This window comes from Rhodospirillales bacterium, from assembly GCA_016872535.1.
Classification (GTDB): Bacteria; Pseudomonadota; Alphaproteobacteria; order Rhodospirillales; family 2-12-FULL-67-15; genus 2-12-FULL-67-15.
In genome coordinates, this window is record VGZQ01000028.1 from 21,569 (window position 1) to 35,558 (window position 13,990).

The following is a 13,990-nucleotide window of genomic DNA, read 5'->3' on the forward strand; positions in this document are numbered from 1 at the left end:
CCGCATGTCGTCGCGGATTCCGTCGATCACCGCAGCGGCGTCCATCCTGTTCGCGGCGGCGTGCGCCGAAATCGCTCCGACCCCGCCCGCGCCGGTCCATGAAGCCGCCCGCGCCATAGCCGTTCCCGCCCCGGCCGTGCCGGCGGAGCCCGCCGATCCCGCCGCTTTCGTCGGCCGGGGCGCGCGCGAAGTCGCCGAAATGTTGGGCGAGCCCAGGCTCAAGCGGCGCGACCCGCCGGCCGAGTTGTGGCAATACCGGGCGAAACGCTGCGCGCTCGATCTTTTTTTCTACGCCGGCAGGGACAACGCCTTGACCGTGAGGCACGCCGAGGTCCGCCCGCGCGAAGCGCCGTTCGCCGAATGCCTCGAGCGCATCAGGAATGGCGGCGGGTAACGGTTTCCGTTTTTCGTTTTTCGGTTTTTTCCGGGAATTTGCAGACCGCGCGCGCGACGCAACGCTCGCACTCGGGCGCGCGCGCCTTGCACACGTAGCGCCCGTGCAGGATCAGCCAGTGGTGGGCGTGGCGGAGGTATTTGGCGGGCGTGACCGCCGCCAGTTTGTCCTCGACCGCGCGCGGGGTCTTGCCCGGAGCGAGGCCGGTGCGGTTGGCGACGCGAAAGACGTGGGTGTCGACGGCGATGGTCGGCTCGCCGAAGGCGACGTTGAGGACGACGTTGGCGGTCTTGCGCCCGACGCCGGGGAGTTTTTCGAGCGCCTCGCGCGTGCGCGGCACCTGGCCGCCGTGCTCGGCGACCAGGATTTTCGAGAGCGCGATGATGTTCTTGGCCTTGGTGTTGAACAGCCCGATGGTCTTGACGTGGTCCTTCAGCTTCGCCTCGCCGAGCGCGAGCATTTTTTCCGGACTGTCGACGATCTTGAAGAGCGCACAGGTCGCCTTGTTGACCCCGGCGTCGGTCGCCTGCGCCGACAACACCACCGCGACCAAAAGGGTGTAGGGATTGACGTGCTCCAGCTCCCCTTTCGGGTGCGGATTGGCGGCGGCCAAGCGAGCGTAGAACGCCTCGATGTCCGCAAGTTTCATGGGGGATATTTTCATCGGGATGCGGCGGGAATCGGCCAACGGATTACAGCATATCCGGGGGCGGGCCCGAAACTGATATAAGGGCGGCCATGGACGCGCCATTCGCTCATGTGCGCGGGGATTCGCCCGCGCAACCCGACCTTCCGCCCGCGGTTCTGTTCGCCGCCCGGCTCACGCCCAACCGGAGCGCGAGCGTGAAGGCGATCAATCTCATGATCGCGCTGCTCGCCTTCGTGTTCTTCATGACCGGCCTCGGCTTCATGCTGATCGGAGCGTGGCCGGTGATGGGCTTCCTCGGACTCGAAATCGTTCTGCTCTACCTCGCGCTCCGCTGGAACCTGCTGCTCGCCGAGCGGCACGAAGCCGTCACCCTGACCCGGACAGCGTTGACCATCGAGCGCATGGATCCGTGGGGCCGGCGCTCGCGGGAAAGCATCGAGCCCTATTGGGCGCGGGTGGAGCTGGACGCCCGGCGCGGCCGGCTCGAAATCCGAAGCCGGGACAAGGGCCTGGTCGTCGGCCAGTTCCTGGCGCCTGATGAGCGCGCCGACTTCGCCGACGCGTTGCGCGCGGCGCTGGCCCAGGCACGCAGCACCACATCCTAGGGCACGTCCCGATCGATTGAAACGCCCCCTCCCCCTACCCCCCTCCCGCAAGGGGAGGGGTAACTCATAAAAAATTCCCTCCCCCTCGACGGGAGAGGGTTAGGGTGGGGGTGTAATTACCCGGTGGTGACGTGACTGTCTGAACGCGATCGGAATCGCAAGATTCGGGTCGCGCCGGGATTCGTCCGCGCTCATAATCGCCCCATGCGGAACGATGTTCAGGCGCGCGATTACGCGCGGATCGAGCGCGCGATCGGCCTTCTCGCCCAGAACCGGGATGAAAAGCCGTCGCTCGCGGCCATCGCCGCCGAAGTGGGTTTGTCGCCGTTCCATTTCCAGCGCCTGTTTTCGCGTTTCGCCGGCGTGTCGCCGAAGCGCTTTCTCGGCTATCTCTCGCTCGCGCACGCGCGCGAAAAACTCCGCCAGTCGGAAAGCGTGCTGGCGACGGCCCTCGATGCGGGGCTTTCCGGGCCGTCGCGCCTGCACGATCTGTTCGTCACCTTCGAGGCGGTGACGCCGGGGGAATTCCGGCGGCTGGGCGAAGGCCTCCACATCCGCTACGGCTTTCACCCGACGCCGTTCGGCCGGGCGCTGCTGCTGATCTCGCCGCGCGGCCTCGTCGGGCTTTCGTTCGTGACCGACAAGGGCGACGACTTCGCGCTTCGCGAACAGGCGGTGCGTTGGCCCCTGGCCGAGATGGCCCAAGACCAACGCGCGACCGCCGGCTTGGCCGAGCGCATCTTCGCGCGCGCTAACAATAAAACCGCGCCGCTTCCCGTGCTGGTGCCGGGCACCAATTTCCAGATCAAGGTGTGGGAAGCGTTGTTGCGCGTGCCCGAAGGATCGTTGGTGTCCTACAACCAGTTGGCCGCGCTTCTCGGCAAGACCAAAGCACCGCGCGCCATCGGCAACGCGCTCGCGGCCAATCCGCTCGCCTACCTCATTCCCTGCCACCGGGTCATCCGGCAGACGGGCGCGTTCAACGATTACCGCTGGGGCACCGAGCGCAAGCTCGCCATGATCGCCTGGGAAGCCGCGCAAACCCGGTTTTAGAGAGCCTCGAACGAGATGTGGCGCTCGAACCCGCGATAGGCCTTGCCGTCGGCCTCGGCATAGGGACCGGCGAAAAACAGAACCGGCGCGTCCCGCTGCGCGGGCGCCAGCACCAGATCGCGCCCCACCGACCAGGCGATGTGGTTCATTTCCAGCGATCCGAACAGGCCGTGGGTGCCGTATTTGCAGGCGCACGAGGCGTCCGCCGGCAGCCAGCCGAGACCGGCCATGAAAAATTCCGCCCAACAATGGTAGCCGCAGAGATCGCACGCGGCCTCGCCGGGCGGCGGCGGTTCCAACGCCTGGCCCAGTACCAAACGGGCCGGAATTCCCCCCGAGCGGCAGAGCGATATGAACAGCGCGTGAATGTCGTTGCAGTTCCCCGCCGCGCAAACCAAAGCGTGCTCGGTGCTGCCCCTCCACGACTGGTTAGCGGCGTCGTAGGTCATGGACGAAGTCACGTAATCGTAAAAGCGCCGGGCTTTCATGAGCGGGTTGGTCTCGTCGCCGGCGATTTCGGCGGCGAGCGCGCGCGTGCGCGTGTCGACATCGACGAATTGCTCGGCGGCGAGATCGCGGGCAAACAGGCGAAGATCGTCGAGCGGGCGGACGCAGCCCGGATGGATCGCATGCCGCACCGGAAGCCGCTCGACCACGTAGCGGACGTCGAGCGTCGTACCGGCGCCGGGCGGGATTTCCGCGTGGAGCATGCGGTTGCCGTGGACCGGCTCGCGGGTTTCGCGCCATTCGGCCGGCGAGGCGACGGCGAGATCGAGCACCCGTTGATAGGGCGAATCCGATATCAGAGGTTGCCAGACGGCGAGCGCGCCGGAGGCCTTCGCCGGTTCGACCCGAAGGCGGTCGCGGATTTCATAGCGGACGACGCCGAACTCGTCGGCCTTGGGACGTGGACATTCGACAAGCACCTGCGGCATGACGACCTCCCCTGCCCGTCGCGGACGGCGGCAAAATTTTATCCCACGAACCCCAACACGTCACGCATGGAGTAAAGCCCGGGCGCGCGGCCCTTGGTCCAGAGCGCGGCGCGCACCGCGCCTTGGGCGAACACGGCGCGGGAAGACGCCTTGTGGCCGATTTCGACCCGCTCGCCTTCGCCCGCGAACACCACCGTGTGATCGCCGATCACGTCGCCGCCGCGCAAGACGGCGAAGCCGATGTCGCCCTTCTTGCGCGGGCCGGTGATGCCGTCGCGCGCCCGCACGCTTTTGTCGGCGAGCGACACCCGGCGGCCTTCGGCGACCGCCTGGCCGAGGGCGAGCGCGGTGCCCGACGGCGCGTCGGCCTTGTGGCGGTGATGCATCTCGACGATTTCGATGTCGTATTCGGGCCCAAGGATGCGGGCCGCCTTGCGCGCGAGGCCGAGGATGACATTGACCCCGATCGAGAAATTGGCGGCGCGCACGATCGCCGCTTTTTTCGCCGCCGCTTGCAGCGCGTCTTCGTGCTCGGCGCCGAGGCCGGTGGTGCCGATCACGAGCGCGGTGCCGGTTTCGAGCGCGAGGCGCGCGTGCGCGAGAGTCGCGGCGGGCGCGGTAAAATCGATCACCGCGTCGGACGCGCGAAAGACCTTGGCGGCATCGGCGACAATCTTGACGCCGCACGCGGGCAGCCCGGCAAGCGCGGCGATATCCTGGCCGAGCGCGGACGAGCCGGCGGCCTCGGAGCCGGCGGCGATGCGCGCGCCCTCCGCCCCGGCGACGGCGGCGGCGACCATGCGGCCCATGCGGCCGGCGCATCCGACGATTCCGATTTTCAGCATTATGGTTCTCGGTCTTTACCGCTCCGCGTCCGGCGGAGCATAGGGGCTGGCGGGGCCGGGGAAAAGCCACCCCCGCCCTTCCCTCCCCCGTCCAGGGGGAGGGGAAAAAGAAGGCGCGATGTTTTCAATTCCCCCTCCCCCCTTGCGGGGGAGGGTTGGGGTGGGGGGTGGATCGATTCGCTCGCGCGAAGCCCGAACGCAAAATGGGGCCGACTGTTTTTTCCACCGTCACCCCCGCGAAAGCGGGGGTCCAGCGGTCCTGTAACGGCTCGCCGCTGACACACCGCACGTTTTGGAGGATGATTATTTCATGGCCAACGAGGAACATCTGAAACTCGCCCGCCAGGGCAAAGACGCCTGGAACAAGTGGCGGAAAGAGAATCCCAAAGAGCCTGCCGATTTTTCCGGCACGGATTTCACGCTGCCGGAGAATAAGAATATTTCGTTCGCGGAGTTCGAGTTTGGGGGTGGAGCGAATTTTAACAGGGTAACTTTTGGCGATCTTCCCCGTGAGTGGAAATCGGGCCAAGAGACTAATGGTGGCGCAATGTTCAACGGCGCAACATTCGGCGATGAAGCGCGCTTTGAAGATGCATGCTTCGGCAGATACGCGAACTTCGAAGGCGTAACTTTCGGCAACGAAGCACGCTTCGATCTCGCGAAATTCGACCATGGGGCGAGTTTCGATCGCACCGGGTTCGGTCGCGAAACTCGGTTCGATGGCGTGATATTTACGGGCATAGCAGGTTTTAACGGCACCAAATTCGAACTGCCGCCGTGTTTTGCCAGCGTGAAGGGTTCGGAAAACCTAGGTTTCGTCGACACGCAATTCTGGTCTAAAGAAAGAACCCTTCGCTCCACTTCCGATCATAGGATCGTCACGAATCTGCGGCATCTGAGGGATATCGCAAATAAAATTCACGCGCCTGACATTGAGCGAGATTTATTTATCATGGAGAGACAGGCCGAATGCGGTGTGCTGTGGAATGGCCGGCGGAGCGGTGAATCGGGCTCGTGCTTATTTGGCTGGTTGCGGCTGGGCGCAGCGATGTTTTTGTTTTCTGCCTACAGAGCTTTATCTAACTGCGGCCGAAGCGCTGCGTTGCCAGCTTTGTGGTTCGTTGCAATGAACTTCATTGTATTTTTCAGCCTTTATTGGTGGATCGCCGACAAGCCGAATTTCGATTCGGTTCTCGCCATAACGCTTGTCAACCTTCTGCCCATCGGCACGTTCGCGAAGCCGGCAGCCGAAACGGCGGGGATTGATTTATTCGCCTATGGTGTCGTTCCGTGGGGGGCTCACGTCACTGCCATCTTCCAAGGTGTCGTCAACGCACTGCTGGTATTTTTATTAGCGCTCGCGCTGCGCAATCATTTCAAGGTGAAGTGAGGGTGAGAGCTTGCTAAACCCCCCTCATGCTTCGACAGGCTCAGCATAAGGGCCTTTATTTTACCTCACCCTGAGCTTGTCGAAGGGTGAGGCGGGGCTTTTTCGCAAAATTATCAAGGCTGCGCCCCCGCGCGCGCTATTTCTCACCCCCACCCTATCCCTCCCCCGTCGAGGGGGAGGGGCTAAGGCGTGGATTCCCGCTTGCGCGGGAATGACGAGCGAATGGAAAGCGTCTCGCGACGAAGGAAAACTAATCCTTCAGGTCGTTCCACAGTTCCTTGACCTTGCCGAGGAAGCTCGCCGACTGGGGGCTGACGCGCTCGGCTTGGCCCTCGCGGGCGAATTCCTCGAGCAGCTGCTTCTGGCGGGCGGTCAGGTTCTGCGGCGTCTCGACGAACGCCTGAACGAACATGTCGCCGCGCGCGGCCGAGCGCAGCACGCTCATGCCCTTGCCCTTCAGGCGGAACTGCTGGCCCGAGGAAGTGCCGGCGGGAATCGTCACCTTGGCGCGCTGGCCGTCGATGGTCGGCACCTCGATCGCGCCGCCGAGCGCCGCGGTGGTGAGCGGGATCGGCACCCGGCAGAGGATGTTGGCGCCGTCGCGCTGGAAGAGCGGATGCGGCGCGACCGAAAGAAAAATGTAGAGATCGCCGGGCGGCCCGCCGCGCAGGCCCGCTTCGCCCTCGCCCGCGAGCCGGATGCGCGTGCCGTCCTCGACGCCTCCGGGAATGGCGACGTTGAGCGTTTTTTCCCGGTGCACCCGCCCCGCGCCGCCGCAGGTCCGGCACGGATCGCGCACCACCTGGCCCGAGCCCTGGCAGGCCGGACAGGTGCGTTCGATGGTGAAGAAGCCCGATTGCGAGCGCACCCGCCCGCGCCCGCCGCAGGTATCGCAGTTGACGGGGCCGGCGCCGCCGGCGGCACCCGAGCCGTGGCAGGCGTCGCACGTAACCGAGGTCGGCACCCGGATGTTGCTCTTGCGGCCCCGGTGCGCGTCCTCGAGCGAGATTTCCATGTTGTAGCTGAGGTCGGCGCCGCGCAGGTGGCCGCCGCCGGGGCCACGCCCGCGGCCTTCGCCCATGATGTCGCCGAACATCTCGTTCAGGTTGTCGAAGATGTTGGCGAAGCCGTGCGGAAAGCCTTGCCCGAAGCCCTCGAAGCCCGGGCCGCCGGGATGCGCGCCGGCGCCGCCGTGCTCGAAGGCGGCGTGGCCGAAGCGGTCGTAGGCCGCGCGCTTCTGCTCGTCCTTCAGGACGTCGTAGGCCTCGTTCAGTTCCTTGAAGCGCTGCTCGGCCTTCTTGTCGCCCGGATTGCGGTCCGGGTGATGCTTCATGGCGAGCGTGCGGAAAGCCCTTTTGATGTCCTCGGGCGTCGCTTTGCGCTCGACGTCGAGGATTTCATAGTAGTCCTTCTTGGCGGCCATGGCCCGGCCCCATGCCTATCGTCGGGCGCGCCGGCGACGATCAGTTCTTCTTCTTGGGCTTGTCGGGATCGACTTCCTCGAAATCGGCGTCGACGACCTTGGACTCGCCGGCCTTGGCGTCCGCGCCGCCGCCCGCCTGGGTGCCCGCTTGCGCGCCGGCCGATTCGGTCGCTTGCGCGCTTTGCGCCTTGGCGGCGGCCTCGGCCTGGCTCGCCTTGTACATGGCTTCGCCCAGCTTCATGGTCGCCTGCGCGAGCGCGTCGGTCTTGGCCTTGATCGCGTCCGCGTCGTCGCCATCGAGTACCGCTTTCAAATCCTTGATCGCGGTTTCGATCGCGCTTTTGTCCGCTTCGCCGACTTTGTCGCCGAACTCCTTGAGATTTTTCTCGGCGGAATGGATCAGGGCGTCGGCGTGGTTGCGGGCCTCGACTTTTTCGCGCCGCTTCTTGTCTTCGGCCGAATGCTTCTCCGCGTCCTTGACCATCTTTTCGATGTCGTCCTTGGAAAGCCCGCCCGAGGGCTGGATGCGGATCTGCTGTTCCTTGTTGGTCGCCTTGTCCTTGGCCGAAACGCTGACGATGCCGTTGGCGTCGATGTCGAAGGTGACTTCGACCTGCGGCATACCGCGCGGCGCGGGCGGAATGCCGACCAGATCGAACTGGCCGAGCAGCTTGTTGTCGGCGGCCATTTCGCGTTCGCCCTGGAAGACGCGGATAGTGACCGCGGTCTGGCTGTCCTCGGCGGTCGAGAACACCTGGCTCTTGCGCGTCGGAATAGTGGTGTTGCGGTCGATCAGGCGCGTGAACACGCCGCCCAGCGTCTCGATGCCGAGCGACAGCGGCGTCACGTCGAGCAGCAGGACGTCCTTGACCTCGCCCTTGAGCACGCCGCCCTGAATCGCGGCGCCGACCGCGACCACCTCGTCGGGATTGACGCCCTTGTGCGGCTCGCGCTTGAAGAATTCCTTGACCGTCTCGATCACCTTGGGCATGCGGGTCATGCCGCCGACCAGGATCACTTCGTCGATCTGCTTGGCCTCGAGCCCGGCGTCCTTGAGCGCCTTGCGGCACGGCTCGACCGTGCGTTGGATCAGGTCGTCGACCAGCGATTCGAGCTTGGCGCGGGTGAGCTTGATGTTGAGGTGCTTCGGGCCCGACTGGTCGGCGGTGATGAAGGGCAGGTTGACCTCGGTCTGCATCGAGCTCGACAGCTCGATCTTGGCCTTTTCCGCCGATTCCTTCAGGCGCTGCAGCGCGAGCTTGTCCTTGCGGAGATCAATGCCCTGCTCCTTCTTGAACTCGTCGGCCAGCCAATCGACGATGCGGGCGTCGAAGTCCTCGCCGCCGAGGAAGGTGTCGCCGTTGGTCGATTTGACCTCGAACACGCCGTCGCCGATTTCGAGCACCGAGATGTCGAAGGTGCCGCCGCCCAGGTCGTAGACCGCGATGGTGCCGGAGCCCTTCTTTTCCATGCCGTAGGCGAGCGCGGCCGCCGTCGGCTCGTTGATGATGCGCAGCACTTCGAGGCCGGCGATCTTGCCCGCGTCCTTGGTCGCTTGGCGCTGGGAATCGTTGAAGTAGGCGGGCACGGTGATGACCGCCTGCTCGACCCTTTCGCCGAGGTAGCGTTCGGCGGTCTCCTTCATCTTCTGCAGGACGAAGGCGCTGATCTGCGAGGGCGAATACTTCTTGTCCTCGATCTCGACCCAGGCGTCGCCGTTGTCGCCGCGCACGATCTTGTAGGGCACCAGGTCGATGTCCTTCTTGGTGATCGGATCGTCGAAGCGCCGGCCGATCAGGCGCTTGATGGCGAAAAGGGTGCGAACCGGGTTGGTGACCGCCTGGCGCTTGGCCGGCTGGCCGACCAGGCGTTCGCCCGAATCGGTGAACGCAACCATCGAGGGGGTGGTGCGGGCGCCTTCCGCGTTTTCGATCACTTTCGGGTTTTTGCCCTCCATGATGGCGACGCAGGAATTGGTGGTGCCGAGGTCGATGCCGATGACTTTGCTCATAGTTTTTTCCGTCCTTGTTCAGCCCGGCCTCGCCCGCGACCCATTGCGTCGCCGGGGTCGGCCGTCCGGGGTTTTATATAGGCGGGGGGGCAAAACCCCGCAACGGGCGGGGTTTCGGAATGAAATGCCAAGCGTGTCCGAAAAGACACACCTGGTTAATAGGGGTGGGGCTTGCCGCCCAACCCCGGGTTATTCGGTCATGAACACTTTGGGCTGGCCAGCGGAGCCGATTTCATAGACCACGAACGGGCCTTCCTTCACCCCGGTCATGCCGGGCGAGCCCTGGGGCATGCCCGGCAGCGCGATGCCCCGGATGTCGGGCTTCTCGGCGAGCAGCTTCTTCACCGCCGCGACCGGCACATGCCCTTCGACCACGTACTTGCCGATGGTGATGGTGTGGCAGGAGGCGAGCTTGTCGGGCACCCCGGCCATGCGCCGGAGCGCATCGAGCGCGGTCGTTTCCTTGACGCGGACGCGGAAACCTTCGCTTTCCAAAACTTTCGCGTAATCGCCGCAGCAGCCGCAGTTGGGGTCCTTGTAGACCACGGCCTCCTCGGCCGCGCGCGCGGGCGACGCCAACGAAATGACGAGGGCGGCAAGGGCGGCAAAAACGGAAAGACGCATGACGTTCTCCTGGAGTTGCTAGCCTAGAGTTGTTCGTCGAGCTTGGCGCCGGTTTCGCCTTGGGGCCGGCCGTAGGCGGCGCCGGGAGCCTGGGTCGGCACGGGACCGGCCGGACTTTGGGCCGGGACCGGCGGCGGACCGCCCTTGGAAACCGCGACCTTGGCCGGGCGCAGCGGACGGTTGTGCATAACGTAACCCGTTTCCAGCTCCTGCACCACCGTGCCGGAGGGTTTGGTCTTGTCCTCGATCTCGAACATGGCTTCGTGCAGGTGAGGATCGAAGCGCTTTTCCAGCGCTTCGATGCGCTTGATGCCGAAGCGTTCGAAGGCGGCGAGCAGAGCGCGCTCGGTCATCTCGACGCCGACGGCGAGGGTCTCCAGCGCCGGATCCTTGGCCCGCGCCTCGACGCCGATGCTGGCGAGCGCGCGGCGCAGATTGTCCGCGACCGTCACGATTTCGCGCGCGAAATCGGCGGCCGCGTAACGCACGGCCTCGATCTTGTCGGCCTCGACCCGGCGGCGCGTGTTTTCGGCCTCGGCCAGCGCACGCAGCGCCTTGTCCTTGACCTGGGCCAATTCGGTTTCGAGTTCGATTTCGCGCGGGCTTTTCGCGGCGGCTTCAGCCGAGGTCGGTGACGGCGCGGGTACCGGAGTCTCGGGCGACGATTCGGGTGGGGAAGCGGAAGGTTGCGCGGGATCGGCGGTCATGTCTGAAAGTATCGCGATTCGGTGTTGGTGTTCAGCCGAGCAGACGCCCGACCAGCTTGGCGGTGTAATCGACCATCGGAATGATGCGGGCGTAATTGATGCGCGTCGGTCCGATCACGCCGATGGCGCCGACGACTTTCTGCCGCTCGTTCCGGTAAGGCCCGACGATCATCGAACAGCCGGACGTGCCGAACAGGGGATTGTCGGAACCGATGAAAATTTGGACTCCTTCGGCCCGGTCCGCAAGGGAAAGAAGCTTGAGCAGGGTTTCTTTCGTTTCCAGCGCCTCGAACAGCGTGCGGATGGTTTCGAGGTCGGCGAGCCCGTGCACGTCGCCCAAGAGGTTCGATTGGCCGCGCACGATCAAGGTGCCGCCGCTTTCGCCGCCGGCCCAGGTGGCGAGGCCGCGCTCGACCACGCTCCGGGTCAATTCGTCGATCTGGGCGCGATGGCTTTCGAGTTCGGCCATGATCTCGTCGTAAGCCTCGGCGATGGTGCGGCCGACCAGGCGGGCGCTGAGGTAGTTGGTCGCCTGCACCAGGGCGGACGGCGGCAACCCGGGCGGGATTTCGATGATCCGGTTTTCGACTAGGCCGTTTTCCGTCACCAGCACCACCAGCGCGCGGCCGGGGTTGAGGCTGATGAATTCGATGTGCTTGAGAGGCGATTCCGTTTTGGGCGCCATCACCACGCCCGCGCAGCGCGACAGGCCCGACAGCGTCGTCGACGCCCGCTCCAGCAACGCCTCGGCGTTGCCGCCGGTGGCGGCGAGCCGGCTGTCGAGGGCGCGGCGTTCGTCCTGGGTCAGTTCGCCCACTTCCAACAGCCCGTCGACGAAGAGCTTCATTCCTGCTTCGGTCGGCAGCCGTCCGGCCGAAGTGTGGGGCGCGAACAAGAGGCCCATCTCCTCCAGATCCGCCATCACGTTGCGGATGGTGGCGGGCGAGAGCGCGAGGCCGAGCCGGCGCGCGAGCGTGCGCGAGCCGACCGGTTCGCCGCTTTCGAGGTACGACTCGACGATGCGGCGGAAAACCTCGCGCGAGCGGTCGTTGAGTTCGGTGATCATGACATCCGAAAAATCGCGTCAATCTGGGGAAAAATGTAGTCGCGGGGCCGGGCATCGTCAACGAAGGGGCCCTTTGACGGGAGGGTTTCGGAAGGCTAGCTTGCGCGGCGTCCTCCACCGGGAACTACCGTCATGCGCCCGTCCGGCCGCGCCGCCGACCAGCTTCGCGACATCCGCCTCGATCCCGACGTCAGCAAGCACGCCGAGGGCTCCTGCCTCGCCCGCTTCGGCGACACCCACGTGCTGTGCACCGCGTCGGTCGAGGACAAGGTGCCGGGCTGGATGCGCGGCTCGGGCCGCGGCTGGGTCACCGCCGAGTACGGCATGCTGCCGCGCTCGACCAACACCCGCACCGAACGCGAGGCGGCCAAAGGCCGCCAATCGGGCCGCACCCAGGAAATCCAGCGCCTGATCGGGCGATCCTTGCGCGCCGTGACCGACCTGGCCCAGCTCGGCGAGATTCAAGTGAAGATCGACTGCGACGTGATCCAGGCCGACGGCGGAACGCGCACCGCCGCTATTACCGGCTCCTACGTCGCGCTGCATCGCGCGTTCGCGCGGTTGCAATCTCTCGGCATGATCAAGACGATTCCGCTCGTCGATCAGGTCGCCGCCGTGTCGTGCGGCATTTGCCGGGGCACGGCCGTGCTCGATCTCGACTACGCCGAGGACAGCGGCGCCGAGGCCGACGCCAACTTCGTTTTCACCGGCAAGGGCGGCATCGTCGAAATCCAGGGCACCGCCGAGGCCGCGCCCTTCACCGAGGCGCAGTTCGGCGACTTGGTGCGCCTCGCGCGCAAGGGGGTGGCCGAATTGCTCGCCCATCAGCGGCGCGCGCTCGGTCTTTGACGCGATGGCGCGGCGTTTTGCCGGCGGCCCACTCGTGATCGCCAGCCACAATCCGGGCAAGGCGCGCGAAATCGCCGACTTGCTCGCGCCGTTCGGCGTCCAGGTGACAAGCGTGGCTGCCCTCGGACTGCCCGAACCCGAGGAAACCGGAACCACCTTCGCCGACAACGCGCGCTTGAAGGCGCTCGCGGCGGCGAAGGGATCGGGTCTGCCGGCGCTCGCCGACGATTCGGGATTGGAGGTGCGCGCGCTCGGCGGCCGGCCGGGCGTGCAATCGGCAAGGCTGGCCGGGCCCGATAAGGATTTCGCGCGGGCCATGCGCCTGATCGAGGACGAGCTCAAAGGCGCCACCGACCGTCGCGCCAACTTCGCCTGCGCGCTGGCGCTCGGCTGGCCCGACGGCCATTGCGAAGTGTTCGAGGGCCGGGTGGATGGAACCCTGGTCTGGCCGCCGCGCGGCACGCGCGGTTTCGGATACGACCCCGTCTTCGTCGCCAACGGGCGCTCGATCACCTTCGGCGAAATGGAACCGGAGGAAAAACACGCCATCAGCCACCGCGCCCAAGCTTTCCGCAAGCTGGTCGAAGCGTGTTTTGCGCCGCCATTATGACGTCCCGCGCCCACGAAGGTCTCGCCGTCTACGTCCACTGGCCCTATTGCCTCGCCAAGTGCCCTTATTGCGATTTCAACAGCCACGTCGCCGAAGCCGTGCCCGAGGGGCGCTGGCGGGACGCCATTATCCGCGAACTCGCGCACTACCACGCTGAAACCGGGCGCTTGGGGCACGCGCGCACGATTTTTTTCGGCGGCGGCACGCCATCCCTGATGTCGCCCGAGTCGGCGGGCGCGATCGTCCATGCGGTCAAGCGGCTGTGGGGCTTGGCCGACCACGCCGAAATCACGCTCGAAGCCAACCCCACCTCGGTCGAGGCGAAAAAATTCGAGGGGTTCCGCCGCGCGGGCATCAATCGCGTGTCGATCGGCGTCCAGGCGCTCGACGACGAGGCGCTCCGGTTTCTCGGTCGCGAGCATTCGGCGGCCGAGGCGCTGCGCGCGCTGGAAACGGCGGCCGCGATCTTCCCGCGCTTTTCCTTCGATCTCATCTATGCGCGGCCCGGCCAGACCGTCGCCGGATGGCGCCGGGAATTGGGGCGCGCGCTCCGTTTCGCCCGCGGCCATCTTTCGCTCTACCAACTGACGATCGAACCGGGCACCCGCTTTCACCGCGACCGTGTCCTCGCCGCCGACGAGGACGCCGCCGCCGATCTCTTCGAAGCGACCCAGGAAATGACGCGCGCCGCCGGCCTGCATCCTTACGAGATTTCCAATCACGCCAAACCCGGCGCCGAATGCCGCCATAACCTGATCTATTGGCGGGGCGGTTGTTACGTCGGCGTCGGTCCCGGCGCGCACGGGCGCATGGCATCTTCGGACGGCCC

15 protein-coding genes are annotated in these 13,990 nt (G+C 65.7%); 7 read left to right on the top strand and 8 right to left on the bottom strand.

The window, feature by feature from the left end; genetic code table 11:
- Positions 1 to 4 precede the first annotated feature (4 nt).
- Positions 5 to 394, top strand: coding sequence for a hypothetical protein (locus tag FJ311_07440; GenBank protein MBM3951271.1), 390 nt, complete (start codon positions 5 to 7; stop codon positions 392 to 394).
- On the opposite strand, the gene nth is transcribed toward FJ311_07440, so the two are convergent.
- Positions 375 to 1,043, bottom strand: a complete 669-nt coding sequence (gene nth, locus FJ311_07445) for an endonuclease III (protein MBM3951272.1) — start codon at positions 1,041 to 1,043, stop codon at positions 375 to 377. The two genes, FJ311_07440 and nth, sit on opposite strands and share 20 nt — an antisense overlap.
- 89 nt (positions 1,044 to 1,132) lie before the next feature.
- Here nth and FJ311_07450 point away from each other — a divergent pair, with 89 nt between their 5' ends.
- Together FJ311_07450 and FJ311_07455 are read left to right on the top strand one after the other, a co-directional pair.
- A complete protein-coding gene (locus FJ311_07450) occupies positions 1,133 to 1,648 on the top strand; it encodes a DUF2244 domain-containing protein (GenBank protein ID MBM3951273.1) in 516 nt (171 codons plus the stop codon).
- 204 nt (positions 1,649 to 1,852) lie between these two features.
- The gene (locus FJ311_07455) at positions 1,853 to 2,701 is read left to right on the top strand and encodes a methylated-DNA--[protein]-cysteine S-methyltransferase (protein MBM3951274.1); all 849 of its coding nucleotides are present in this window, start codon (positions 1,853 to 1,855) and stop codon (positions 2,699 to 2,701) included.
- Here the strand turns inward: FJ311_07455 and FJ311_07460 are convergent.
- Positions 2,698 to 3,636: a transglutaminase family protein gene (locus FJ311_07460; GenBank protein ID MBM3951275.1), complete on the bottom strand. Its 939-nt coding sequence runs from the start codon at positions 3,634 to 3,636 to the stop codon at positions 2,698 to 2,700. The two genes, FJ311_07455 and FJ311_07460, sit on opposite strands and share 4 nt — an antisense overlap.
- 38 nt (positions 3,637 to 3,674) lie before the next feature.
- A complete protein-coding gene (locus FJ311_07465) occupies positions 3,675 to 4,478 on the bottom strand; it encodes a 4-hydroxy-tetrahydrodipicolinate reductase (protein ID MBM3951276.1) in 804 nt (267 codons plus the stop codon).
- Positions 4,479 to 4,791: 313 nt separating this feature from the next.
- Here FJ311_07465 and FJ311_07470 point away from each other — a divergent pair, with 313 nt between their 5' ends.
- On the top strand, positions 4,792 to 5,871 hold the full coding sequence (locus tag FJ311_07470; GenBank protein MBM3951277.1) for a hypothetical protein: 1,080 nt from the start codon (positions 4,792 to 4,794) through the stop codon (positions 5,869 to 5,871).
- 250 nt (positions 5,872 to 6,121) lie between these two features.
- On the opposite strand, the gene dnaJ is transcribed toward FJ311_07470, so the two are convergent.
- The 5 genes from dnaJ to hrcA all read right to left on the bottom strand — a co-directional run bounded on the left by dnaJ (position 6,122) and on the right by hrcA (position 11,702).
- The gene (gene dnaJ, locus FJ311_07475; GenBank protein MBM3951278.1) at positions 6,122 to 7,294 is read right to left on the bottom strand and encodes a molecular chaperone DnaJ; all 1,173 of its coding nucleotides are present in this window, start codon (positions 7,292 to 7,294) and stop codon (positions 6,122 to 6,124) included.
- Positions 7,295 to 7,334: 40 nt separating this feature from the next.
- Positions 7,335 to 9,305, bottom strand: a complete 1,971-nt coding sequence (gene dnaK / locus FJ311_07480) for a molecular chaperone DnaK (protein ID MBM3951279.1) — start codon at positions 9,303 to 9,305, stop codon at positions 7,335 to 7,337.
- A 189-nt stretch (positions 9,306 to 9,494) separates the two neighbouring features.
- Positions 9,495 to 9,929 (bottom strand): DUF411 domain-containing protein, encoded by a 435-nt coding sequence (locus tag FJ311_07485; GenBank protein ID MBM3951280.1) that lies wholly within the window; start codon positions 9,927 to 9,929, stop codon positions 9,495 to 9,497.
- 23 nt (positions 9,930 to 9,952) lie between these two features.
- Positions 9,953 to 10,636, bottom strand: a complete 684-nt coding sequence (locus tag FJ311_07490) for a nucleotide exchange factor GrpE (protein ID MBM3951281.1) — start codon at positions 10,634 to 10,636, stop codon at positions 9,953 to 9,955.
- Between the two features lie 31 nt (positions 10,637 to 10,667).
- A complete protein-coding gene (gene hrcA, locus FJ311_07495; GenBank protein ID MBM3951282.1) occupies positions 10,668 to 11,702 on the bottom strand; it encodes a heat-inducible transcriptional repressor HrcA in 1,035 nt (344 codons plus the stop codon).
- 132 nt (positions 11,703 to 11,834) lie between these two features.
- On the opposite strand from hrcA, the gene FJ311_07500 reads away from it, so the two are divergent.
- From FJ311_07500 to hemW, 3 genes are all read left to right on the top strand, one after another.
- On the top strand, positions 11,835 to 12,551 hold the full coding sequence (locus FJ311_07500; GenBank protein ID MBM3951283.1) for a ribonuclease PH: 717 nt from the start codon (positions 11,835 to 11,837) through the stop codon (positions 12,549 to 12,551).
- Between the two features lie 4 nt (positions 12,552 to 12,555).
- Positions 12,556 to 13,161: an RdgB/HAM1 family non-canonical purine NTP pyrophosphatase gene (gene rdgB, locus FJ311_07505; protein MBM3951284.1), complete on the top strand. Its 606-nt coding sequence runs from the start codon at positions 12,556 to 12,558 to the stop codon at positions 13,159 to 13,161.
- Positions 13,158 to 13,990: radical SAM family heme chaperone HemW (gene hemW, locus FJ311_07510; protein ID MBM3951285.1), on the top strand; the 833-nt coding region annotated here is incomplete at its 3' end. The genes rdgB and hemW, both read left to right, overlap by 4 nt.

Excerpts from the sequence above, each read along its gene's own strand:
- FJ311_07500 (MBM3951283.1), top strand. The coding sequence starts at position 11,835 with ATGCGCCCGTCCGGCCGCGCCGCCGACCAGCTTCGCGACATCCGCCTC.
- FJ311_07455 (MBM3951274.1), top strand. The coding sequence starts at position 1,853 with ATGCGGAACGATGTTCAGGCGCGCGATTACGCGCGGATCGAGCGCGCG.
- nth (MBM3951272.1), bottom strand. The coding sequence starts at position 1,043 with ATGAAACTTGCGGACATCGAGGCGTTCTACGCTCGCTTGGCCGCCGCC.
- FJ311_07490 (MBM3951281.1), bottom strand. The coding sequence starts at position 10,636 with ATGACCGCCGATCCCGCGCAACCTTCCGCTTCCCCACCCGAATCGTCG.
- dnaK (MBM3951279.1), bottom strand. The coding sequence starts at position 9,305 with ATGAGCAAAGTCATCGGCATCGACCTCGGCACCACCAATTCCTGCGTC.
- FJ311_07460 (MBM3951275.1), bottom strand. The coding sequence starts at position 3,636 with ATGCCGCAGGTGCTTGTCGAATGTCCACGTCCCAAGGCCGACGAGTTC.
- FJ311_07470 (MBM3951277.1), top strand. The coding sequence starts at position 4,792 with ATGGCCAACGAGGAACATCTGAAACTCGCCCGCCAGGGCAAAGACGCC.
- hrcA (MBM3951282.1), bottom strand. The coding sequence starts at position 11,702 with ATGATCACCGAACTCAACGACCGCTCGCGCGAGGTTTTCCGCCGCATC.
- FJ311_07450 (MBM3951273.1), top strand. The coding sequence starts at position 1,133 with ATGGACGCGCCATTCGCTCATGTGCGCGGGGATTCGCCCGCGCAACCC.
- dnaJ (MBM3951278.1), bottom strand. The coding sequence starts at position 7,294 with ATGGCCGCCAAGAAGGACTACTATGAAATCCTCGACGTCGAGCGCAAA.
- rdgB (MBM3951284.1), top strand. The coding sequence starts at position 12,556 with ATGGCGCGGCGTTTTGCCGGCGGCCCACTCGTGATCGCCAGCCACAAT.
- FJ311_07440 (MBM3951271.1), top strand. The coding sequence starts at position 5 with ATGTCGTCGCGGATTCCGTCGATCACCGCAGCGGCGTCCATCCTGTTC.
- FJ311_07485 (MBM3951280.1), bottom strand. The coding sequence starts at position 9,929 with ATGCGTCTTTCCGTTTTTGCCGCCCTTGCCGCCCTCGTCATTTCGTTG.